This window comes from Amycolatopsis sp. NPDC051371, from assembly GCF_040682155.1.
GTDB lineage: Bacteria > Actinomycetota > Actinomycetes > Mycobacteriales > Pseudonocardiaceae > Amycolatopsis.
The window spans coordinates 204,837-224,680 of the sequence record NZ_JBFBAG010000001.1 but is presented as its reverse complement, the minus strand read 5'-3'; the positions used below and the strand labels follow the sequence as shown (position 1 = coordinate 224,680).

Below are 19,844 nucleotides of genomic sequence, written 5' to 3'. Positions count from 1 at the left end.
ACCGTACGATCGGCCGCGCGGGGTGTCAACGAGCGAGCCGCACCACGTCCAGGGCGAACCCGACGTATTGGCGCGCGACCGTCTCCGGCGACGACGGCCCGGACGGCGACCACCACTGCGGCAGCGCGGTGCACATCGTGACCACGGCCCGCGCGGCCTCCTTCGGCAGCGGCGTGGTCAGCACCCCGCGGCGGCAGCCCTCGACCACCTCGTCGTCGACCATGTGCTGCATCTCCTGCCGGGTGGCGGCGATCCGGACCCGGTCGGGCTCTTCGACGCTGCGCATCTCACTCGCCCCGATGAACCCGAGCTCGCGCCGGTGGGTGTGGAAGAGCGCCAGGCACTCGACCAGGCGGGTGAACCGCTCGACCGGGCCGTCCGCCTCGGCCCGCGCCGCGCGGGCGCGGGTCAGCAGGTCCTCCATCGTCAGGTCCAGCAACGCGACCAGCAGGTCCTGCTTGGCCGGCCAGTGGTGGTAGACGCCGGGGACGGACAGCCGGGCGCGCTGGGCGATGTCGCGGATGGTCGCGCCGTGGTAGCCGAGTTCGACGAAGGCCTCGAGGGCGCCGGCCAGCGGCGGTTCGAGCCGCAGGGGCCCGAAGTCGCGCCAGTTCCCGGCCATCGGCGCTCCGCGCAGCACCGCGAGGTCGGCCCCCAGGACGTCCGCGACCTGCGCGAGCCGGGCGTCGTCGATCTTCGTCCCGCCGTTCTCCACGGCGCTCCACGTGCCGGCGCTTACGTCGAGGGCCTGCGCCACCTGACGCAGGGTCAGCCCGGCGCTCCGGCGGGCGGCGCGCAGCCGGGCGCCCACCTCTTTCCGGGAGTCGAGCTCCTCCGGCGCTATCCCACGTGCCCCCACCGGTCCGTCCTCTCGGCGCTTGACAGTTCCGACCGCCTCGGGGATGGTACTCGACATCTTGTTCAGATTTACCGTTCGATCGCTCGGTAGCGAAAGGGTCGTGGCCATGCCGACGGAAGTCAGCCCGCCCGGGGTGTCCGTGCCCGCTCTCGAGGCGTTCCTCCGCGAGCGGGGACTGCTCTCCGGTCCCCTGCGGGTGGAACTGCTGGCGGGCGGCCGGTCCAACCTGACCTACCTGCTGAGCGACGGGTCCGGCCGCCGGGTGCTGCGCCGCCCGCCGCTGGGACACGTCCTGGCCACGGCGCACGACATGGACCGCGAGTTCCGCGTCCTGCGTGCCCTGCACCCGAGCGCGGTGCCCGTTCCCGAACCGATCGTGAGCGCGGGCCCGGACGTGCTCGGCGCGCCCTTCTACGTCATGGAGTTCGCCGAGGGCACTGTCCTGCGCGACCAGCACCAGCTGGAGGCTTTCGGCAGCGCGGAGGCCGCCGGCCTGGCCGAAACGCTCGTGGAAACCCTCGTCCGGCTGCACCGCACGGATCCCGCCGCGGTCGGGTTGAGCGACCTGGGCCGCCCGGACGGCTACCTCGAGCGTCAGCTGCGGCGCTGGGCCCGCCAGCTGCACGACTCCCACAGCCGGGACCTGCCCGAGCTCACCGCGCTGGGCGGGCGCCTGGGCCGGCGGATACCGGAGACCGGAGCGGCGTCGATCGTGCACGGCGACTACCGCCTGGACAACGTTGTCCACTGTGGACGCACTGGGGCTGGCCGTGCGGCAGGCCCGGACCGACGACGCGCACGTTGTCGTGTTGTCCGCCGAAGGACGCGCCTTCAGCGTCGGAGGCGACGTCTCGGCGTTCGCCGCGGCCGATGACGTCGGCGTCCTCGTCGACAACCTGGCCGACGCCCTCCACCGCACGATCAGCGACCTGCACCGCATGGACGCCGTCGTCGTCGCGGTCGTCCAGGGCATCGCGGCCGGCGCCGGGCTCTCGCTCGTCGCGGCGGCCGACCTGGTGCTCGCCGGCGCGTCCGCGCGGTTCACCTTGGCCTACACGAAGCTCGGCTTCTCCCCCGACGGCGGCAGTTCGCTGCTGCCCGCCTCCCTCGGTCTGCACCGGGCCCTGCGCATCGCGCTGCTGAACCCGGTCGTCACCGCGGAAGAGGCCCGCGAACTCGGGCTGGTCGCCGAGGTCCACCCGGACGACGAACTCGAAGCCGCGGCCGAGGAAGTCGTGCGGCGCCTGGCATCCGGCTCGCGAGCCGCTCAGGTGGCGACGAAACGACTGCTTCGCGAGACGGCCATGCCCGCGGCCGAAGTCGCGCTGCGGCGGGAAGCCGTGTCCATCCGGGCGCGGGCCGCTTCCCCGGACGGCCGCGAAGGCGTCGCGGCCTTCCTGGAGAAGCGGCCGCCGAAGTTCCCGTGACGAAAGCGGCACCGGGTTCTCGGCGGCCGCGTCAAGCGGACGACACCGGCGTGCCGGACTTCAGCTCTTCGGGTGGCCGGCCGGCGTGAGCAACGCCGCGGTCGCCAGCTCGGCCAGTGCGACGTCGATGCCGGGCACCCGGCCGAGCGTGCGCTCGCGGGCGATCTCGTTCACCGCCATGAGCACGGCCTGGACCACGAACTGCGCTCGCGGCTCGTCCAGGTCGGAGCGGGCGGCGACGCAGAGCCGGACCCACTCGCCGACGTAGTCCCGCTGCGCCTGGATCAGCGGTTCGGCCTGGTCGTCATCGCCTTGTCGTACCAGCTTCCGCAGCTGCTCGTCCCGGTCCTGGCCACCCCGTTGCTGGCCATCGGCGACGCCGGGCCGAACTACTTCGCGCTGTTCCTCGGCTCGGTGGCCGCCGCGGTGTTCGGCGCTCTCGCCGTGCTTCCGATCAAGGACGTCCGCTGATCCGGGCGTCAGAGCTCGGCGAGCAGTTCCCGCACCCGGCGATCGATCTCGTCGCGGATCGGCCGGACGTCTTCGACGCTCTTGCCCGCGGGGTCTTCGAGCTGCCAGTCCAGGTACCGCTTGCCGGGGAACACCGGGCAGGCGTCGCCGCAGCCCATGGTGATCACGACGTCGGCGGCTTCGACCGCGTCGGTCGTCAGCTTCTTCGGGATCTCGCGGGACAGGTCGAGCCCGATTTCGGCCATCGCCTCGCGGACGGCGGGGTTGATGCTGTCCGCGGGAGCGGAGCCGGCCGAGCGGACGTCGACCGCGCCGCGGGCGTGGTGGGCGAGCAGGGCGGCGGCCATCTGCGACCGACCGGCGTTGTGGACGCAGACGAACAGGACTTCAGGCGTCATCGAGAGCTCCTGAGGGACCGGCGCTTGAGGGCGAGGGAGACGTACACGAGGCCGACGAGCACGGGGACTTCGATCAGCGGTCCGACGACCCCGGCCAGCGCTTGCCCGCTGGTGGCCCCGAAGGTGGCGATGGCGACGGCGATGGCGAGCTCGAAGTTGTTGCCCGCGGCGGTGAACGCAAGCGTGGTGGTCCGCTCGTAGCTCAGGCCCATGGCCTTGCCGAGCGCGTAGGAGCCCGCCCACATCAGTCCGAAGTAGACCAGCAACGGCACCGCGATGCGGGCGACGTCCAGCGGGCGGCCGGTGATCTGGTCGCCCTGCAGCGCGAAGAGGATGACGATGGTGAACAGCAGCCCGTAGAGCGCGACGGGTCCGACCTTCGGCAGGAACCGCGCCTCGTACCAGGTGCGCCCCTTGGCTCGTTCGCCCAGGCGGCGGCTCAGGTAACCGGCGACCAGCGGGATGCCCAAGAAGATGAGCACGCTCTTGGCGATCTGCCACCCGGACACCGCGAGATCGGCCTGCGGAAGGCCGAGCCAGCCGGGGAGCACCGAGAGGTAGAACCAGCCGAGCAGCCCGAATGCGACCACCTGGAAGACCGAGTTCAGCGCGACGAGCACGGCGGCGGCTTCCCGGTCGCCGCAGGCGAGGTCGTTCCAGATGATGACCATGGCGATGCAGCGGGCGAGGCCGACGATGATCAGCCCGGTGCGGTATTCCGGCAGGTCCGGCAGCAGCAGCCAGGCCAGGGCGAACATCAGCGCCGGGCCGATGAGCCAGTTCAGCGCCAGCGACGGCCACAGCAGGCGCCGGTCGCGGGTGACGGTGCCGAGCCGGTCGTAGCGGACCTTCGCCAGCACCGGGTACATCATCACCAGCAACCCGAGCGCGATCGGCAGCGAGATCCCGTCCACCTGCACCGCGGACAGCGCCGTGTTCAGCCCGGGCACCCAGCGCCCGGCCAGCAGCCCGGCGACCATCGCGGCCGCGATCCACACCGGCAGCAGCTTGTCCAGGGTGGACAGCCGCGGCGGCGCCTCCGCCCGCGCGTCGACGGCGGTCACGCGGTGACCGGTTCGCCCGCGGTGGTGAGCACCGCCGAGAGCCGCGTCAGCACTTCGCGGTGCACGCGGTAGTAGATCCAGGTGCCGCGCCGGTCCCCGGTGATCAGGCCCGACTCCCGCAGCACCTTCAGGTGGTGGGAGATGGTCGGTCCGGTCAGGTCGAAGGCGTCGGTCAGGTCGCACACGCACGCCTCACCGCCGGCGTGCGAGGCGATCAACGACAGCAGCCGCAGCCGCACCGGGTCGGCCATCGCCTTGAACAGGTGCGACAGCTCGACCGCCTGGTCCTGTGTCAGCGGCTCCCGCGCCAAGGGCGCACAGCAGGCGTCCATCGCGACGAGCGGCAGTTGCTTCGACATGCCTCTATATTGACAGACTTGTATATAGAGAGCAATCTAAGTCTTGCTTAGACGAACATCTATCCAAGGAGAGTGCGGCGATGTCCAGAGTGCAACTGGCACTGCGGGTCGGCGATCTGGCGGGCTCCATCGACTTCTACTCGAAGCTGTTCGGCACCGAGCCGGCCAAGCTCCGGCCGGGCTACGCGAACTTCGCGATCGAGGAGCCGGCGCTGAAGCTGGTGCTGCTCGAGGGCGAGCCCGGGCAGGCGACGGTGATGGACCACCTCGGCGTGGAGGTCGAGTCCACCGGCCAGGTCGACGCGGCGACGAAGCGGCTGACCGGCGAAGGTTTCGAAACGTTGACCGAGGACGACACCACGTGCTGCTACGCGGTGCAGGACAAGGTGTGGGTCCACGGCCCGGGCAAGGAGCCGTGGGAGGTCTACACGGTGAAGGGCGACTCGGCGACGTACGGAAGCGACAGCGCCGCGCTGGTCACCCCGGCGACGTGCTGCACGACGGACGCCGAAACCGGCGTGGCGGCCAAGCCGGAGGGCTGCTGCAGCTGAGCGGCCGAGCCGGTGCGCGATCGAGGGGCGCACCGGCTCCCCCTCCGCTAGGTGCCGACGCGCGTGCTGCGGCGTTCGATCAGGACGACGTCGCGCCAGACGCCGTGGTGCCGGCCGACGCGTTCGCGGACCCCGACCTCCCGGAATCCCGCTCGGCGGTGCAGCTCCCGGCTCGCGGTGTTCTCGGGGAACACGCCGCTCTGGATCGTCCAGATCCCGGCATCCTCGGTCGAGGCGATCAGCGCGGCCAGCAGGACTTCCCCGACGCCACGACCCCGAGCGTCGGGATCGACGTAGACGCTGTGCTCGACAACCCCGGCGTACACGCATCGCGAGGACACCGCGGTGACCGCCGCCCAGCCGACGACCCGCCCGTCCGGGCCGAGGGCCACCAGCCGGTGTTCCGGCAGGTGGGCGGCCTCCCAGGTCGCCCAGCCGGGCGCGGCGGTCTCGAAGCTCGCGTGCCCGGTGTCCAGCCCGGCTTGGTAGATCGCCAGGACCTGGTCCGCGTGCTCGGACGTCATCGCCGCGACCTGGACCGGTTTGGTGGCGCGGATGATCGCGGAGTGGAGCTTGTCGCCGACTTCGTGGGTGAGCTGGACGTCGATGCCTCCGAGGCCGGCATTGCCGAGCAGCGCCCGATAGCGCTCGGCGGTGAGCGCGCCGCCGAGGCACTCGACCGCGCCGGCGCGGGTCGCGCGCTCGGCGTCGGTGAGCGAGTCGTCGGCCAGGATGTCGGTGACACCGAGGCGCCCGCCGGGCCGCAGGACGCGGGCGATCTCGCCGAACACCGCGGGCTTGTCGGGCGAAAGCGCGATGACGCAGTTGGAGATGACGACGTCGACCGTGGCGTCCGGCAGCGGGATCCGCTCGATCGTGCCCTTGACGAACTCGACGTTGCCGACGCCCGCCTGCTCGGCGTACCGGCGGGCGAGGGTGAGCATGTCGTCGGTCATGTCCAGGCCGATCGCCCGACCGCCCGGCCCGACGCGGCGGGCGGAGAGCAGGACGTCCAGCCCGCCGCCGGAGCCGAGGTCGAGCACGGTCTCGCCGGGTTTCAGCTCGGCGACGGCCAAGGGGTTGCCGCAGCCGAGGCTGGTCGCGGCCACCTCGGCGGGCAGGTCCGCTCCGGCGTAGTGGACGGCGCCGAGCCGGTCGGCGTCGCCGGTCAGCATCCCGGTTCCCTCGCCGGCCAGGGCTCGCCGGGCGACGGTGGCGTAGCGGTCGCGGACGGCATCACGGTCGGGTTTCACACGTCACCTCGTCGATCGCTCCGGCGAACGCCCGGACCCCGCGGCCCATGACGACGTCCGCGGCACTCGGGAAGCAGGACACGCACGCTTCGTTGACCCGGTAAAGCCGAGCGGTCCCCCGTGGCTCGACGAGCACGAACCCGGTGTCGGCGAGGACCTTCAGGTGCGCGGAGACGGTCGACTGCCCGACGCTGACCTGCTCGACGACCTCTCCGACCGTCATCGGCCCGGCCGTCTCGGCGAGCAGGTTGAGGATCTGCACCCGCGTCGGATCGGCGAGCGCCCGAAACCACCCGGCATAGGTCTTGGCAGTGTCCCGATCCAGCACGGCGGCCCCTTCCATCGCCCATCGACGATATACGATGAACCGCGATCGAGGAAGCCGCTGAGCTCAGAACCCCATCTGGTGGCCCAAGGTCTAGCGGCTCTGGTGTTCGGCATCGACCCGAGCTGTCGCGCCGGTGGCCACGATGGTCCGGGTGGCGTCGACCGAGGCGTAGGTCCAGAGGATGCGCATCGGCTCGGTGCCGGAGGCGTTGCGGAACCGGTGCGGGACACCGGCGTCGACGTACGTCGTGTCCCAGGTGGACAGCCGGTGTTCTTCGCCGTCGATCTCCACGATCGCCGATCCCTGCAGGATCACGACGCTCTCGGGGCAATTGTGCGTGTGCAGCGGAATCCCGGCGCCCGCCTCGAACTGCGTCATGCCGTTGAGGAAGACCTCGGCACCGCGGGCCTTGGTCACCAACGGGATGGTGCTGGCCCCGCCGCCGCGGGAGAACGCGGTCAGCTCGGCGGAGCGCAGCACGGCAGCGGGAAAGGGGTCGGTCAAGGTCAGGCTCCGATCCAGAGGGTCTTGGTGTTGCAGAACTCGCGGATGCCTTCGGCGCCGAGCTCGCGGCCGTAGCCGGACTTCTTGATGCCACCGAAAGGCAGGCGGGGGTCGGAGGCGACCACGCCGTTGACGAACACGGCACCGGCCTCGATCTCGCGCGCGAGGGTGCGTGCGCGGTCCACATCGGACGTCCAGACGGCCGCGCCGAGACCGAATTCGGTGCGGTTGGCGAGTTCGACCGCTTCGTCGGCGTCGGCGACGCGGATGATCGCGGCGAGCGGACCGAAGGTCTCCTCGTCGAAGGCGGCCATGCCCGGACGGACCTGGTCGAGGACGGTCGGCGGGTAGAAGAACCCGGGACCGTCGACGGGCTCGCCGCCGAGCAGGACCTTCGCGCCGGCCGCGACGCTGCGCTCGACCTGGTCGTGCAGGGTGTCGCGCAGGTTCGCGCGCGCCATCGGCCCGATGGCGGTCGCCGGGTCGGTCGGGTCGCCGACCTTCAGCTCGGCGGCGTGGCGCAGGAAGGCCGCGACGAACTCGTCGGCGACCGCGTCTTCGACGATGAACCGCTTGGCGTTGACGCAGCTCTGGCCGACGTTGAGGAACCGCGCCTTCACCGCGGCCCGGGCGGCGGCCTCGACGTCGGCGTCGGCGAGCACCAGGAACGGGTCGGAGCCGCCGAGCTCCAGAACCTGCTTCTTCAGCGCGGCACCGGCCTGGGCGGCGACGATCGCGCCGACCTCGGTGGACCCGGTGAGCGTGACGGCCGCGATCCGGTCGTCGGCGATCAGCGGGGCGATCTGCCCGACGTCGACCAGCAGGGTGCGGAACAGACCCTCCGGCAACCCGGCTTCGCGCACGACCTCCTCCACCGCGAGGGCGCACTGCGGGACGTTGTTGGCGTGCTTGAGAAGTGCGCCGTTGCCGGCGGCGAAGGCGGGTGCGGCGAAGCGGAAGAACTGCCAGAACGGGTAGTTCCACGGCATGACGGCCAGGACCACGCCGAGCGGGTCGTAGACGACGCCGGCCTCGGGCGTCACGCTGCGGCCTTCGAGGTAGCCGGCCGCATGGTCCGCGTAGTGCTCACACGTGACGGCGCACTTTTCGATCTCGGCTTCGGCCTCGGCGAGCGGCTTGCCCATCTCGCCGACGATGAGCCGGGCGTAGCGGTCCTTGCGCGCCCGCAGCAGGGCGGCGATTTCCCGCAGCGACGCGGTGCGCTCGGCCAGGGGGCGCCGCCGCCAGTGCCGCTGCGCGTCGACAGCGGCGTCCAAGGCGGCCTCGACGTCCTGGTCGGTCATGGGGGCGAAGCGGGCCAGTTCGGTGCCGGTCGCGGGGTCGACGGAGACGATCACGCGGCGTTCTCCCGGATCTTGGCGAGGTGGGCGATGACGGCGTCGGCGAACGCGGCGGTGCCGAGGGCGCCGCCGATGTCGCGGGTGCGGGTGGCCGGGTCGTCCAGGGTGGCGTCGACGGCGCCGGAGATCAGCGCACCGGCCTCGACCAGCGCCGGGTTGCCGTCGCGGTGACCGCGCCAGTCGAGCAGCATCGCGGCGGAGAGGATCAGCGACGTCGGGTTGGCGACGCCCCGGCCCGCGATGTCGGGGGCGGAACCGTGCTGGGCCTGGGCGACGCAGATGGTGTCGCCGGCGTTGATGGAGCCGCCGAGCCCGAGACTGCCGGACAGTTCGGACGCCTCGTCGGAAAGGATGTCGCCGAACATGTTGGTGGTCACGACGACGTCGAACCGCTCGGGGTCGCGGATGAGCAGCGCGGCGGCGGCGTCGACGATCAGCTCCTCCAGCTCGACGTCGGGGAAGCCGGCGGCGACCTTGCGGACCTCGCGCAGGAACAGGCCGTCCGAGAGCTTCACGACGTTCGCCTTGTGCACCGCGGTGACCTTCCGGCGCCGGCCCCGGGCCAGCTCGAACGCCGTGCGCGCCACCCGTTCGCAGGCCTTCGCGCTGACCTTGCGGATCGACAGCGCGAGGTCGGGATCCGGCATGAATTCGCCCGTCCCGGCGTACATGTTGCGGTCGGAGTAGAAGCCTTCGGTGTTCTCGCGGACGAGGACGAGGTCCATCGGCTTGCGCAGGATGCTGAGGTCGGGCCGCGAGCGGCACGGCCGGATGTTGGCGTAGAGGCTGAAGACGGTGCGCAGTTCCGCGGAGGGGTTGATGCCGCCTTCGGCCCGCGGCGGGTAGTCGTAGTGGCTGACCGGGCCCAGCAGCACGCCGTCGACTTCGGGGACGCGGTCGAGCACGTCGCCCGGCAGCGTCGTCCCCGATGAGGCCAGGCCGGCGTGCCCGATGTCGCGCGTCTCGAATTCCATGCCGACGCCGAGCGCGGCCTCGGCGGCGCGGAGCACCTGGCACGTGGCGTCGGTGATCTCGGGGCCGATGCCGTCACCTGGCAGAACGAGGATCTTCACTGAACTTCCTTCCGGCTCGGACTTCCCGGAGCGTACGGAAGCAATTGGTTTTTCTCAAGCCTATTGTACCAACCCTTGGTACTATGCTCTGGTGAAAACCCCACAAGGAGGACTGCCATGGTCTGGGAAATCGCGCGGATCGACGTGCGGCCGGGCGACGAGGCCGCGTTCGAGAAGGCCGTCGCCGAAGCGGTCCCGCTGTTCGAAGGCGCCCCGGGATGCCACGGTGTGCGGCTGCGCCACGGCGTCGAACAGCCGCAGCGGTACTGGCTGGTCGTCGAGTGGGAGACCGTCGAGGACCACACGGTCCGGTTCCGGAACTCGGCCGGGTTCGCCCGCTGGCGGGAGCTGGCCGGGGGGTACTTCGCGACCCCACCGCAGGTGGACCACGTCCACGACGTGAAGCTGACCTGACGGCCCGCACGCGGTCGGTAAGCTGCTGCCCGCAGGTCACGGACGGACGGAGGCGCATGGCACCGACCCCGCTCACCCGGCAGGTCGCGGCCCGCATCGTCGACTACATCCGCGACGGACAGGCGGACCCGGGCACGCGGCTGGTCGAACGCACCCTCGCCGAGCACCTGCGCGTCTCCCGCTCCCCCGTGCGCAGCGCACTCCGGCTGCTCGAGGACACCGGCGTGGTCGCCCCGGCCGAGCGCGGCGGCTACACGGTCGTGCGCACCGGCGAGCAGCTCGACGACGTCGCCGTCGAGGACACGAGCGACGACGAGGCGATCTACCTGCGCATCGCCGCCGACCGGCTCGACGGCGAGCTGCCCGACCGCGTCACCGAAAGCGCGCTGGCCCGCCGGTACGACCTGTCCCCGGCGGACCTCAACCGCACGCTGCGCCGGATCTCCACCGAGGGCTGGATCGAGCGCCTTCCGGGCTACGGCTGGGAGTTCCAGCCGGCGCTGACCTCCGAGCGGGCCTACGCGGACAGCTACCGGTACCGGCTCATCATCGAGCCCGCCGCCATCCTCGAACCCACCTTCGCCCTGGACCGCAGGGCGATCGAGGAGGTCCGCGCCCAGCAGCGGAAGCTGGCCGACGGCGCCATCTTCGAAGTGGGCAACGCGGAGCTGTTCGCCCTCAACCGCACCTTCCACGAGGCGATCATGGAGTGCAGCGGCAACACGTTCCTCATCGACGCCCTCCGCCGCATCGACAACCTCCGGCGGCTCATCGAGTACCGCCGCTCCCTCGAACGCGACCGCGCGATCATCCGCTGCCGCGAGCACGTCGAGATCGCCGACCTGCTCCTCGCCGGCCGCAGCGCCGACGCGGCCGAGCGGATGCGCGACCACCTCGGCACGGTGGGCGAGGAGAAGGTGGCCGACGGCGCGCGACGCTGACCGCGCTTCTCGCGCCCGCGGTCAGGAGCGGATGAACTCCAGCAGGTCGGCGTTGACGGTGTCGGCCTGGGTGGTCGGCATGCCGTGCGGGAAGCCCGGGTACGTCTTGAGCGTGCCGTTGCGCAGGAGCTTCGACGACAGCGGCGCCGAGTCGGCGTACGGGACGATCTGGTCGTCGTCGCCGTGCATCACCAATACCGGCACCGTGATCTTCTCGAGGTCGGCCGTGAAGTCGGTCTGGGAGAACGCGACGACGCCGTCGTAGTGCGCCTTCGCGCCGCCCATCATGCCCTGGCGCCACCAGTTGCGGATGATCGCCTCGGACGGCTCGGCGCCGGGCCGGTTGTAGCCGTAGAACGGCCCGGACGCCAGCGACAGGTAGAACGACGACCGGTTCGCCAGCAGCTGGGCCTGCAGGTCGTCGAAGACGCTCCGGGGCAGGCCGCCGGGGTTCGCCTCGGTCTGCACCATCAGCGGCGGGACCGCCGCGATGATGGCCGCCTTGGCGACGCGGTCCTCGCCGTGCCGGGCGAGGTAGCGCACGACCTCGCCGCCGCCGGTGGAGTGTCCGACGTGGACCGCGTCGCGCAGGTCGAGGTGGGCGGTCACGGCGGCCAGGTCGTCCGCGTAGTGGTCCATGTCGTGACCGTCGGCGACGTCGGACGAGCGGCCGTGGCCGCGCCGGTCGTGGGCGATCACGCGGTAGCCCTGCCCGGCGAAGAACAGCATCTGGGTGTCCCAGTCGTCCGAGGACAGCGGCCAGCCGTGGCTGAAGACGATCGGCTGTCCGGTCCCCCAGTCCTTGTAGAAGATCTCCACGCCGTCAGGGGTCGTGATGGCAGGCATCGCAGGGTCTCCGTTCGGGTCACGCCTGGCGGACCGGCGGTGCCGCCAGGACCTCGTTGAACGCCTCCGTCGACGACGGGTGCGTGTAGATGGCGTCCCGCAGCTCGCTCGCGGTCACGCCGTGGCGCATCGCCAGCGTCACCGCGTTGATCAGCTCCTGGGAGTCGACGCTCAGCAGCGCCGCGCCCAGGACCTCGTCCGTCACGCGGTCGACCACGAACTTCATCAGCCCGCGGGTGTCGCCGACGATCTTCGCCCGGGGCATCCCGGCGATGTCCGCGACGGCCTTCTCGACGACCTTCACCGGCAGCCCCCGTTCGACGGCTTCGCGTTCGGTGAGGCCGACGCGGGAAAGCGCCGGGCTCATGAACACCGTGTACGGCACGAACTTCCGGTCCAGGGTAGAACGCCGGCCGTCGCCGGTCAGCTGGTCGGTGACGATCCGGCTGTCGTCGAGCGAGATGTAGGTGAACTGCGGGCCGCCGTTGACGTCGCCGACCGCGTAGACGTGCGGCTGGCTCGTGCGCAGGAACTCGTCCACCTCGACCGCACCGGACGCCGTGGTGCGCACCCCCGCGCGGCCGAGGCCGAGGTCGCCGGTCGCCGGGACGCGGCCGGTCGCCGCGAGCACCTCGTCGGCCGCCAGCGTGTGCGTCCGGCCGCCGGCTTCGTAGGTGATCTCGACGCCGTTGTCGATGTCGCGCACGTTCGTCACGTGGGCGCCGGGGCCGAACTCGACGCCGGCGCCGCGCAGGATCCCGGTGGCCACCGCCGCGACGTCGTCGTCCTCGCGCGGCATGATCCGCGGGCCGGCGTCGAGCACGGTGACGGCGCTGCCGAACTGGGCGTAGATCGACGCGAACTCCACGCCGACGTACCCGCCGCCGAGGATGGCCAGGCGCTTGGGCAGGTGGTCGAGGTCGATGAGATCGGTGCTGGTGAGCACGTGCGCGCTCGCGCGCAGGCCCGGGATCGGCGGGACCACCGGCACGGCGCCGGTGTTGATCACGATCGTGTCGGCGCCGAGCTCGAGCACGTCGTCGCCGGCGGTGACGCGGACCGTCTTGGCATCGAGGAACTCCGCCCGGCCGGTGATCACCACGACGGAGTCGATCGTGTCGAGCATGGCGAAGTTCTTGCCGCGCAGGGTGCTGGTGAGCGCGCGCGTGTCCGCGACCGCCTGGCGGTGACGCTCACCGGGGCTGCCGGCACCGGAGTGCTCGGCGTGGTGGACGAGCGCCTTCGTCGGCACGCAGCCGATGTTGATGCAGGTCCCGCCGTACATCTCGGCGGACTGCTCGACCATGGCCACCCGCTTGCCGAGGCGGCCCATCGTGGCGGCAAGCGTCTTGCCGCCCTTGCCGAACCCGATGACGAGCAGATCGAAGTGCGTGTCCTCCATGCGTCCCATCATTCGGCGGCCCGCCCGATCCGGCCACGTGCCACCGGCTCGTTTTCCGTCGGAATCGGCTCAGCGCCGCACGGCTTCCCGGCGGTACTGGGCCGGAGTCGTGCCCAGCGCCGCCCGGAACGCCTGGCCGAACGCCGACTCCGACCGGTAGCCGACCTCCTTCGCGACCCGCGTCACCGAGTACTCCGAGCGGGTCAGCAGGTCCGCGGCCACCATCATCCGGATCGCCGTCACCATCGCGGCCACCGTCGTCCCGGTCCGGGCGGTGAACCGGCGCAGGAACGTGGCCCGGGCCATCGCCGCCTCGGCGGCCAGCCGGTCGATCGTCCACGTTTCGCCGGGCCGCTCGACGACGTCCGCCAGCACCCGGCCCAGCACGTCGTCGCCCATCGCCGTCCAGAGGCCGGGCGTCGCCGGCCGCTGCTCGGGACGGCTGCGCAGCGCCATCGCCAGCAGTGCGTCGAGCAGCGCCGCGACGATCGCCGACGTCCCGGGTCCGGCGCAGCGCGCTTCGCCGCGCAGGACCTCGGCCAGCGTGAGCGCGGGCGGGTCGAGCGAGACGTGCACCAGTGGCGGCATCAACCGGAACAGCAACGCGCCGGCGCCCGGGTCGAAGCCGTAGTGGCCGCAGAACAGGTCCACCACCGGTTCGGCGCCCGGCGTCCGGCGCGTCGGGAACGCCGCTCCGGGCTCCTCGGCGACGGGAAGCCGGGGTCCCCCGGTCGCCGTCACGCGGTGCGCGTCGCCGTGCGGGAGCAGCACCATGTCACCGGGTCCCAGGTGGACGGCCGAGGCACCGGAGGTCACGGTGCACCGGCCGTCGAGGACGAGGTGGAAGGGCACGATGCCCGGCCCGGCCGGCGGGTTGTCCAGGACGAAGCGTCCGGCCAGCAGGCACCGGACGTCCACCTCGCCGTCCAGCCGCGCCAGCCGGACGAGGCGGCTCACGCTGTCCATGACTCCAGCAGCCGGCGGGCCTCGGGGACCACCTCGCCGGCGAACGCGGCGATCTGGCCGGTCGTCTCCTGCTCCGGCCAGAACACGAACGAGGTGAACGGCTGCTCGGTGCCCAGCCGCGCCAGCACTTCCGCCCACTGCCCGGCGGTTCCCCGCACGGGTGCGGCGCCGTCGTCGAGGCGCGGCCGGCCCTTCGCCGTGGTGATCGTGCCGACGACCTGGGCGATCCGGCGCACGGACGCCGGGTCACGGCCCGCGGCGACGGCCGCCTCGTCGATCAGCCGGTGGGCTTCGCCCCATTTCTCGTACGGCAGGTAGGCGGCGATCGGCGCGGCCCACCCGTCGGCGATCTCGCCGGTGAGAGCCAGCGCTTCCGGTCCCTGGGCGCCGGTCCAGATCTCGATCGGGTGCGCGGGCGCCGGTCCCGCGGGCACGCCGGCGAGCGAGTAGTACTCCCCCGCCGTCTCGACCGGCGCCGCGTCGTCCGACCACAGGGCGCGCAGGACCGTGATCGCCTCCCGCAGCGCGACGTTCGCCTCGCGCGAGCTGCGCCGGGGCACGCCCATCCGCGTGATGGCGTCCCAGTACCCGCCGGCGCCGAGCGCCAGCTCGAACCGGCCGCCGGACACCACGTCGAGCGCCGCCGCGGTCTTCGCCAGCAGGGCGGGCGGGCGCAGGGGCAGGTTGGCGACGTCCGGGAAGACGCTGATCCGGCGCGTGGCCGCCAGCAGGTGGCCCAGCACCACGAAGGTGTCCAGGGAGGAGGGCACGTACGGGTGGTCCTGGACCCCGACCAGGTCGAGGCCACCTTCTTCGGCGACCACCGCGCGAGCGCGCACGGCCGCGACGTCGAGGGCCGGGATCAGCGACACGCCGAACCGTAGCGTGTCGCGCGCCACAGCGTCAGATTTAGTCATAATTTGTTACTATCATAGATCTGGACTACTTGTCGGACCGCAGACCGAGGAGCTGACGATGTCGGTCATCGAGATGACCACCTTCACCGTGGACCCGGAGAACGCCCGGGCGATGCTGGCCGCACGCCCGGGGATGGTGGCGGCGTTCCGGGAGGACCGGCGCGGCTTCCTCGCCGCCCGCCTGGTCCGCCTCGACGCGCGGACGTGGCTGGACTTCGTCGAGTGGACCGACGACGCCGCGTGGGACGAGTCGAAGGCCAAGGGCGCCAACCGGCCCGCGATCGCGGCGTTCTTCGCCACGATCGGCACGCTCGTCGGCGCCGAGCGCGGCGTGCGCTACGACGACGCCGAAGACGGCGCCCGCCGGGTCCGCACCGTCGCCTACGGCCCCGAGCCGTCGCAGGTCGGCGAGCTGTACCTGCCCGAAGGTGACGCCCCGTTCCCCGTCGTGGCCGTCGTCCACGGCGGCTACTGGACGGCCATGTGGGACCGCCGCCAGATCACCGACGTCGCCGACGACCTCGTCGCCCGGGGCTACGCGGTGTGGAACGTCGAGTACCGCCGGATCGGCGAGCCGGGCGGCGGCTGGCCCGGCACCTTCCTCGACGTCGCCGCGGCGATCGACGCCCTCGACGGCATGGACCCGGCGCTCGACACCGGCCGCGTCGTCCTCCTCGGCCACTCCGCCGGCGGGCACCTGGCCACGTGGGCCGCCCACCGCGGCGTGCTCCCGCCCGAGGCTCCCGGCGCCCTGCCCAAGATCACGCCGATCGGCCTGGTCGAGCTGGCCGGCGCGCTCGACCTGAAGGCGGCCGACGCGGCGGGCTTCGGCAAGATTCTCGCCGACCCCGGCGCCGAGCCGCCGAAGGACGCGCCCGAGCCCGCCCGGCCCGAAGCGTGGGCGGGCGTCGCGGCCGCCGTCGGCGACGGGATCGTGCCACTGCTGGTGGACGGGCACTTCGCGTGGACGTCCCCGCTGGAGCTGGCCGGCGCGGGTGTCCCGGTGCTGGCCGTGCACGGCACCGCCGACGAGGCCGTGCCCGCCGACTGGAGCCGTCGCTACACCGAGAAGGTCACCGCCGAGGGCGGCCGCGCCCGTTACGTCGAGGTCGAGGGCGGCACCCACTTCGACGTCGTCCGGCCGGGTCACCCGGTGTGGGCGGAAGTCACCGGCTTCATCCACGAAATCGTTGCGGGGCAGGCGTGAACCACGAAGAGATCTTCGAGCAGGCGTGGACCGCGCCGGGAACGACGTCGGTCGAGCTGCCGGCGATCCCGGTGAACGACGTCCTGCGCGAGCGCTACGACGTGCGGCCGCCGTTCGCCTACACCGGCGCGCAGCTGTGGGACATGGAGGTGCGCAAGGCCGCGGCGCCGGACAAGTACATCCCGACGGTCGTGAAAGCGGGCAGCGCCGAGAAGTTCCCGAGCGTGCGCCACGGCCGCTTCGAGGACTTCACGCGCGTGTCCGACCAGCGCCTGTGGGCCCACCCGGATCGGTTCGCGACGATCATCGAGCACGTGCGCCTCGACCACGAGCACCGGCGCGCGTTCTTCATCGGCGCCGAACGCTTCGAGGCCCCGGACGGCCGCGTCTTCACCGCGGGCGCCGGACAGCCGCTCTTCCACGTCGAGCACTCCGTCGCCGGCCCGGAGGACGCCCCGCTCAACCTGTGGCGCATCGTGCACCTCACCGGCGAACCGGACCAGTCCCTGGTGGACGCCTTCGACGAGCTGGCGAACGACCGCTACCTGCGGGTGTTCGTCGAAGTCCACCTGCGCGACGACCTGGGGCGTGAACTCGTGCGCCGGTGAGCGCGGGCCGCGGCTACTCGGCGGTGACGGACAAACCCGTCGCAGCCAAGCAGTACCGGAGCAAGCTCTTCACCTCGTCCGGCTCAGGCCGGGTACCCGGCAGGAGGTGCCGAGGGCGCTCCCGCCGGTCGTGCCAGAACCGTCCCGGCTCCGGACCCGGCCGGGTCGAGGCGAGCCACACCGCCGTGTCCGCGCCTTCGGCCGGCGTCCGCAACAACGGCCCGGCGAGCCGCCGGAAAGCCGGCAACGAAGCCGAAAGCCCCGGCGTGTCAGCCCAGCCGGGATGCAGGCTGTGCACCGCGACGCCGTCCGCGCGCCAACGCTCGGCGAGCAACGGCGTCAGCTCGACCTGCATGCGTTTGGTCCGCGCGTAGGCCGTCGCGCCGCGGTAGCGGCCGGTGCGGTACTCCGGGTCGGCGGCGGCCAGGGACTGCGTGTACATCCCGCCGGACGACATCAGGATCACGCGCGCGTCGGCGGAAGCGCGCAACGCCGGGAGGAGCAGTTCGGTCATCAGCAGCGGTCCGAGCACGTGCGTGGCCAACGTGGTTTCGTGCCCGTCCACGCTTTCCGCGCGTTCCGGCGGCAGCACCCCGGCGTTGTGCACGACGATGTCCACCCGCGACTCCCCCGCGGCGAACTCCCGGACCGACGCGAAGTCGGCCAGGTCGCACCGAGCCGTCCGGAGGGAAGCCGCCGGCACCGCCGCCCGGACGCGGGCGAGCGCGGCCTCGCCACGGCCGAGGTCACGGACGACCAGCACGACCGCGGCGCCGAGCCGGGCCAGCCCGGCCGCGGTGGCCTCGCCGAGTCCGGAGCTCGCCCCGGTCACGAGCGCGACCCGGCCGCGCAGGGCGTCCGGTGCGACGGCCGGCCAGGTCCGCCGGCGCAGCAGGTGACCCACGCGCGAGTAGCCGAGGACGACGGAACAGTCGAGCAATCAAGCGCCCCTCAGTTCAGCACGACGATCGCGGCGTTGAGCGACGTCGCGAACAACGTCCAGGCCAGGTAGGGCAACTGGAGCGCCGCGGCGGCCGTCGAGCGGCGGCGGAACACCAGCGCCGTCCCGACGATCACGAGGTCCAGCACCACGATCTCCACCAGCGCCGAGGTGTAGGCGCCGGCCGCGAAGAACAACGGCGTCCACGCCGCGTTCAGCACCAAGCCGGCCGCGTACCAGGCGAACTCGCGCCGGGTACCGCCCGCACGCCAGAACAGCCAGCCGGACACGGCGATCAGGAGGTAGAGCACCGTCCACACCGGACCGAACAGCCAGCCGGGCGGCGCCCACGGGGGCTGGTTCAGCCCTTCGTAGACAGAGCGCGACCGCGTGGCGGCGAGACTGCCGACCGCGGCGACCACGGCCACGGCGGCCACGAACCCCGCCAGCACGATCGGCGCGGGAGCGGAACGGTGCACGGTCGTCATACCGGTTCTCCTACGGTCGGGCGGGCGGCTGGGAAAGGAGCCCGGCCGAGGAGGTGGGCGAGCGCGTCGTCCAGACGGGGATGCCGGAACACGTGCCCGGCCTCGATCAGCCGGTCCGGCCGGACGCGCTGGTCGGCGAAGGCCAGTTCCCGCGCGCCGTCGCGGCCCAGGATCAGGTTCGGGCCGAAGCGGGGCACCTTCAGCACCGCCGGACGCGCGAGGACCCGCGCCAGCGCTCGCGTGTAGTCGGCGTTGCGCACCGGATGGGGCTCACCGCGTTGATCGCGCCGGCGAGCGCGCGATCGGTCAGGGCGCGCAGGAAGATGTCGGTCAGGTCGTCGATGCCGATCCACGGCGTCCACTGCCGGCCGGCGCCGAGCGGCCCGCCCAGTCCGGCCGCGAACAGCGGGTACTGCAGCCGCAGCAGGCCGCCGCGCGGGCTGAGCACCAGCCCGGTGCGCACCCGGACCACGCGGATCCCCGCCTCGGCCGGGGGCGCGGTGGCCGCCTCCCACGCGTCGACGACGTCGGCGAGGAAGCCGTCGCCACGGGGCGCGTCTTCGCCGAGAAGCTCGTCGCCGCGTTCCGGGCCGTAGTAGCCGACCGCGGACGCCGAGACGAACACGCCGGGGCCGTCGGGCGTGCGGGCGGCCAGCTCGGCGAGCGCGCGGGTCGGGCCGAGGCGGCTGTCGCGCACGGCGCGCCGGTGGCCGTCGTCGAACCGGCCGGCCACCGAGGCGCCGGCCAGGTGCACCACCGCATCGATCCCGGTGAGCAGCTTCTCGTCCGGCTTTTCGGGCCGCCACGTCCGTTCGTCGGCGGTGCGGGCGTCCCGGCGCACCAGGCGGACCACGCGATGACCGCCGGTCGTCAGCAGCGCGGTCAGTGCCGAGCCGACGAGACCGCTCGCGCCGGTCACGGCGACGGTCAGCGGCTCGTGCCAGTACCGCCGTTGCGCCGTCAGGTCGTCGGCCAGCTGCCGGTGCCGGTAGGCGAACATCGCGCGCAGGAACGACTCCGGCAGCGGCGTCTCGACCCGGTCGGTGATCACCGTGCGGTCGGGGCCGTCGGCTTCGAACCGGTGGGTGTGCCGCCACGGCAACGCCTTCCCGAGCAGCGGAGTGGCGAGCCGGTCGACGAACTGGTGCGGCGGCCGGTAGCCGGCGGCCTCGTGCGCCGCCGTCCAGCGCAGCCCGCCGGGGAGGACGAGCCGGGCCGTGCCGTCCCGCAGCGAGTCCGCCTCCGCGCCGACGCGCAGGGGTTGCCACGGCGGCGTGAGCCGGGTGATCGCGCCGGGCAGGCCGTGCCAGGCGAACACCTCGTCCAGCGGGGCGGGCACGACGCCGGCGAACTCCACGCTCATCCGCTCCTCCGATGCACATTCGACTCAGGCCAGCTCCACGGTAGCCAGTCCGGCCGAAAGTCGCCGAATCAGTCCGCAATCATCGATGCATCTTCGATGCAGGC

The 19,844-nt window shown here is 72.4% G+C and carries 25 protein-coding genes; 8 read left to right on the top strand and 17 right to left on the bottom strand.

The genetic code is table 11. The features are described 5' to 3' along the window. Window positions 1–25 precede the first annotated feature (25 nt). A complete protein-coding gene (locus AB0M59_RS01000) occupies window positions 26–859 on the bottom strand; it encodes a TetR family transcriptional regulator (protein WP_364606446.1) in 834 nt (277 codons plus the stop codon). A gap of 106 nt (window positions 860–965) precedes the next feature. Between AB0M59_RS01000 and AB0M59_RS00995 the strand changes: the two genes are divergently transcribed. From AB0M59_RS00995 to AB0M59_RS00985, 3 genes are all read left to right on the top strand, one after another. Continuing rightward, complete coding sequence (locus AB0M59_RS00995; RefSeq protein WP_364606443.1) at window positions 966–1,733, top strand: phosphotransferase family protein; 768 nt, start codon at window positions 966–968, stop codon at window positions 1,731–1,733. Then, window positions 1,630–2,286, top strand: a complete 657-nt coding sequence (locus tag AB0M59_RS00990; RefSeq protein WP_364607095.1) for an enoyl-CoA hydratase-related protein — start codon at window positions 1,630–1,632, stop codon at window positions 2,284–2,286. The genes AB0M59_RS00995 and AB0M59_RS00990 overlap by 104 nt, the downstream gene beginning before the upstream one ends. Before the next feature lie 72 nt (window positions 2,287–2,358). After that, entirely contained in the window at window positions 2,359–2,757 is a 399-nt protein-coding gene (locus tag AB0M59_RS00985) for a hypothetical protein (protein WP_364606440.1), read from the top strand. A gap of 8 nt (window positions 2,758–2,765) precedes the next feature. On the opposite strand, the gene AB0M59_RS00980 is transcribed toward AB0M59_RS00985, so the two are convergent. From AB0M59_RS00980 to AB0M59_RS00970, 3 genes are read right to left on the bottom strand one after another with little or no spacing between them, the layout of a single operon-like run. Next, complete coding sequence (locus tag AB0M59_RS00980; RefSeq protein WP_364606437.1) at window positions 2,766–3,155, bottom strand: arsenate reductase ArsC; 390 nt, start codon at window positions 3,153–3,155, stop codon at window positions 2,766–2,768. After that, window positions 3,152–4,219, bottom strand: coding sequence for an ACR3 family arsenite efflux transporter (gene arsB, locus AB0M59_RS00975; RefSeq protein ID WP_364606434.1), 1,068 nt, complete (start codon window positions 4,217–4,219; stop codon window positions 3,152–3,154). Before arsB ends, AB0M59_RS00980 begins: the two co-directional genes overlap by 4 nt. Beyond that, on the bottom strand, window positions 4,216–4,578 hold the full coding sequence (locus tag AB0M59_RS00970) for a metalloregulator ArsR/SmtB family transcription factor (RefSeq protein WP_364606431.1): 363 nt from the start codon (window positions 4,576–4,578) through the stop codon (window positions 4,216–4,218). The genes arsB and AB0M59_RS00970 overlap by 4 nt, the downstream gene beginning before the upstream one ends. A gap of 80 nt (window positions 4,579–4,658) precedes the next feature. On the opposite strand from AB0M59_RS00970, the gene AB0M59_RS00965 reads away from it, so the two are divergent. Beyond that, entirely contained in the window at window positions 4,659–5,129 is a 471-nt protein-coding gene (locus tag AB0M59_RS00965; RefSeq protein WP_364606428.1) for an ArsI/CadI family heavy metal resistance metalloenzyme, read from the top strand. A gap of 47 nt (window positions 5,130–5,176) precedes the next feature. On the opposite strand, the gene AB0M59_RS00960 is transcribed toward AB0M59_RS00965, so the two are convergent. The 5 genes from AB0M59_RS00960 to AB0M59_RS00940 form a co-directional block, all read right to left on the bottom strand. Further along, window positions 5,177–6,382, bottom strand: a complete 1,206-nt coding sequence (locus AB0M59_RS00960) for a GNAT family N-acetyltransferase (protein WP_364606425.1) — start codon at window positions 6,380–6,382, stop codon at window positions 5,177–5,179. Further along, a complete protein-coding gene (locus AB0M59_RS00955) occupies window positions 6,366–6,710 on the bottom strand; it encodes a metalloregulator ArsR/SmtB family transcription factor (protein ID WP_364606422.1) in 345 nt (114 codons plus the stop codon). Before AB0M59_RS00955 ends, AB0M59_RS00960 begins: the two co-directional genes overlap by 17 nt. Window positions 6,711–6,800: 90 nt before the next feature. Then, entirely contained in the window at window positions 6,801–7,214 is a 414-nt protein-coding gene (locus tag AB0M59_RS00950; protein WP_364606419.1) for a cupin domain-containing protein, read from the bottom strand. A gap of 2 nt (window positions 7,215–7,216) precedes the next feature. Beyond that, the gene (locus AB0M59_RS00945) at window positions 7,217–8,572 is read right to left on the bottom strand and encodes an NAD-dependent succinate-semialdehyde dehydrogenase (RefSeq protein ID WP_364606417.1); all 1,356 of its coding nucleotides are present in this window, start codon (window positions 8,570–8,572) and stop codon (window positions 7,217–7,219) included. Further along, window positions 8,569–9,648, bottom strand: a complete 1,080-nt coding sequence (locus AB0M59_RS00940) for an isocitrate/isopropylmalate family dehydrogenase (RefSeq protein ID WP_364606414.1) — start codon at window positions 9,646–9,648, stop codon at window positions 8,569–8,571. The genes AB0M59_RS00945 and AB0M59_RS00940 overlap by 4 nt, the downstream gene beginning before the upstream one ends. Before the next feature lie 117 nt (window positions 9,649–9,765). Here AB0M59_RS00940 and AB0M59_RS00935 point away from each other — a divergent pair, with 117 nt between their 5' ends. After that, the gene (locus tag AB0M59_RS00935; protein WP_364606411.1) at window positions 9,766–10,062 is read left to right on the top strand and encodes an antibiotic biosynthesis monooxygenase family protein; all 297 of its coding nucleotides are present in this window, start codon (window positions 9,766–9,768) and stop codon (window positions 10,060–10,062) included. A 56-nt stretch (window positions 10,063–10,118) separates the two neighbouring features. Beyond that, complete coding sequence (locus AB0M59_RS00930) at window positions 10,119–11,003, top strand: GntR family transcriptional regulator (RefSeq protein WP_364606409.1); 885 nt, start codon at window positions 10,119–10,121, stop codon at window positions 11,001–11,003. Between the two features lie 21 nt (window positions 11,004–11,024). Here the strand turns inward: AB0M59_RS00930 and AB0M59_RS00925 are convergent, their stop codons facing one another. From AB0M59_RS00925 to AB0M59_RS00910, 4 genes are all read right to left on the bottom strand, one after another. Then, the gene (locus tag AB0M59_RS00925) at window positions 11,025–11,849 is read right to left on the bottom strand and encodes an alpha/beta hydrolase (protein ID WP_364606406.1); all 825 of its coding nucleotides are present in this window, start codon (window positions 11,847–11,849) and stop codon (window positions 11,025–11,027) included. Between the two features lie 19 nt (window positions 11,850–11,868). After that, on the bottom strand, window positions 11,869–13,251 hold the full coding sequence (locus AB0M59_RS00920; protein WP_364606403.1) for an FAD-dependent oxidoreductase: 1,383 nt from the start codon (window positions 13,249–13,251) through the stop codon (window positions 11,869–11,871). Window positions 13,252–13,320: 69 nt separating this feature from the next. After that, window positions 13,321–14,217, bottom strand: a complete 897-nt coding sequence (locus AB0M59_RS00915; protein ID WP_364606400.1) for an AraC family transcriptional regulator — start codon at window positions 14,215–14,217, stop codon at window positions 13,321–13,323. Next, on the bottom strand, window positions 14,205–15,116 hold the full coding sequence (locus tag AB0M59_RS00910; protein ID WP_364606397.1) for an LLM class flavin-dependent oxidoreductase: 912 nt from the start codon (window positions 15,114–15,116) through the stop codon (window positions 14,205–14,207). Before AB0M59_RS00910 ends, AB0M59_RS00915 begins: the two co-directional genes overlap by 13 nt. 76 nt (window positions 15,117–15,192) lie before the next feature. Here AB0M59_RS00910 and AB0M59_RS00905 point away from each other — a divergent pair, with 76 nt between their 5' ends. Continuing rightward, on the top strand, window positions 15,193–16,341 hold the full coding sequence (locus AB0M59_RS00905) for an alpha/beta hydrolase fold domain-containing protein (protein ID WP_364606394.1): 1,149 nt from the start codon (window positions 15,193–15,195) through the stop codon (window positions 16,339–16,341). Next, on the top strand, window positions 16,338–16,949 hold the full coding sequence (locus AB0M59_RS00900; RefSeq protein WP_364606391.1) for a hypothetical protein: 612 nt from the start codon (window positions 16,338–16,340) through the stop codon (window positions 16,947–16,949). The genes AB0M59_RS00905 and AB0M59_RS00900 overlap by 4 nt, the downstream gene beginning before the upstream one ends. Window positions 16,950–16,962: 13 nt before the next feature. On the opposite strand, the gene AB0M59_RS00895 is transcribed toward AB0M59_RS00900, so the two are convergent. The 4 genes from AB0M59_RS00895 to AB0M59_RS00880 are packed head-to-tail and all read right to left on the bottom strand — an operon-like array spanning window position 16,963 to window position 19,740. Further along, window positions 16,963–17,889: an SDR family NAD(P)-dependent oxidoreductase gene (locus AB0M59_RS00895; RefSeq protein WP_364606388.1), complete on the bottom strand. Its 927-nt coding sequence runs from the start codon at window positions 17,887–17,889 to the stop codon at window positions 16,963–16,965. Window positions 17,890–17,900: 11 nt separating this feature from the next. After that, window positions 17,901–18,377 (bottom strand): TspO/MBR family protein, encoded by a 477-nt coding sequence (locus AB0M59_RS00890; RefSeq protein ID WP_364606385.1) that lies wholly within the window; start codon window positions 18,375–18,377, stop codon window positions 17,901–17,903. Further along, entirely contained in the window at window positions 18,374–18,574 is a 201-nt protein-coding gene (locus tag AB0M59_RS00885; protein ID WP_364606382.1) for a DUF1731 domain-containing protein, read from the bottom strand. Before AB0M59_RS00885 ends, AB0M59_RS00890 begins: the two co-directional genes overlap by 4 nt. A 2-nt stretch (window positions 18,575–18,576) precedes the next feature. Then, complete coding sequence (locus tag AB0M59_RS00880) at window positions 18,577–19,740, bottom strand: TIGR01777 family oxidoreductase (protein ID WP_364606379.1); 1,164 nt, start codon at window positions 19,738–19,740, stop codon at window positions 18,577–18,579. Window positions 19,741–19,844: the final 104 nt, after the last annotated feature.

Coding starts and splice junctions, on each gene's coding strand:
- AB0M59_RS00980 (WP_364606437.1), bottom strand. CDS start 3,155: ATGACGCCTGAAGTCCTGTTCGTCTGCGTCCACAACGCCGGTCGGTCG.
- AB0M59_RS00935 (WP_364606411.1), top strand. CDS start 9,766: ATGGTCTGGGAAATCGCGCGGATCGACGTGCGGCCGGGCGACGAGGCC.
- AB0M59_RS00930 (WP_364606409.1), top strand. CDS start 10,119: ATGGCACCGACCCCGCTCACCCGGCAGGTCGCGGCCCGCATCGTCGAC.
- AB0M59_RS00925 (WP_364606406.1), bottom strand. CDS start 11,849: ATGCCTGCCATCACGACCCCTGACGGCGTGGAGATCTTCTACAAGGAC.
- AB0M59_RS00905 (WP_364606394.1), top strand. CDS start 15,193: ATGTCGGTCATCGAGATGACCACCTTCACCGTGGACCCGGAGAACGCC.
- AB0M59_RS00920 (WP_364606403.1), bottom strand. CDS start 13,251: ATGGAGGACACGCACTTCGATCTGCTCGTCATCGGGTTCGGCAAGGGC.
- AB0M59_RS00890 (WP_364606385.1), bottom strand. CDS start 18,377: ATGACGACCGTGCACCGTTCCGCTCCCGCGCCGATCGTGCTGGCGGGG.
- AB0M59_RS00970 (WP_364606431.1), bottom strand. CDS start 4,578: ATGTCGAAGCAACTGCCGCTCGTCGCGATGGACGCCTGCTGTGCGCCC.
- AB0M59_RS00965 (WP_364606428.1), top strand. CDS start 4,659: ATGTCCAGAGTGCAACTGGCACTGCGGGTCGGCGATCTGGCGGGCTCC.
- AB0M59_RS00915 (WP_364606400.1), bottom strand. CDS start 14,217: ATGGACAGCGTGAGCCGCCTCGTCCGGCTGGCGCGGCTGGACGGCGAG.
- AB0M59_RS00880 (WP_364606379.1), bottom strand. CDS start 19,740: ATGAGCGTGGAGTTCGCCGGCGTCGTGCCCGCCCCGCTGGACGAGGTG.
- AB0M59_RS00995 (WP_364606443.1), top strand. CDS start 966: ATGCCGACGGAAGTCAGCCCGCCCGGGGTGTCCGTGCCCGCTCTCGAG.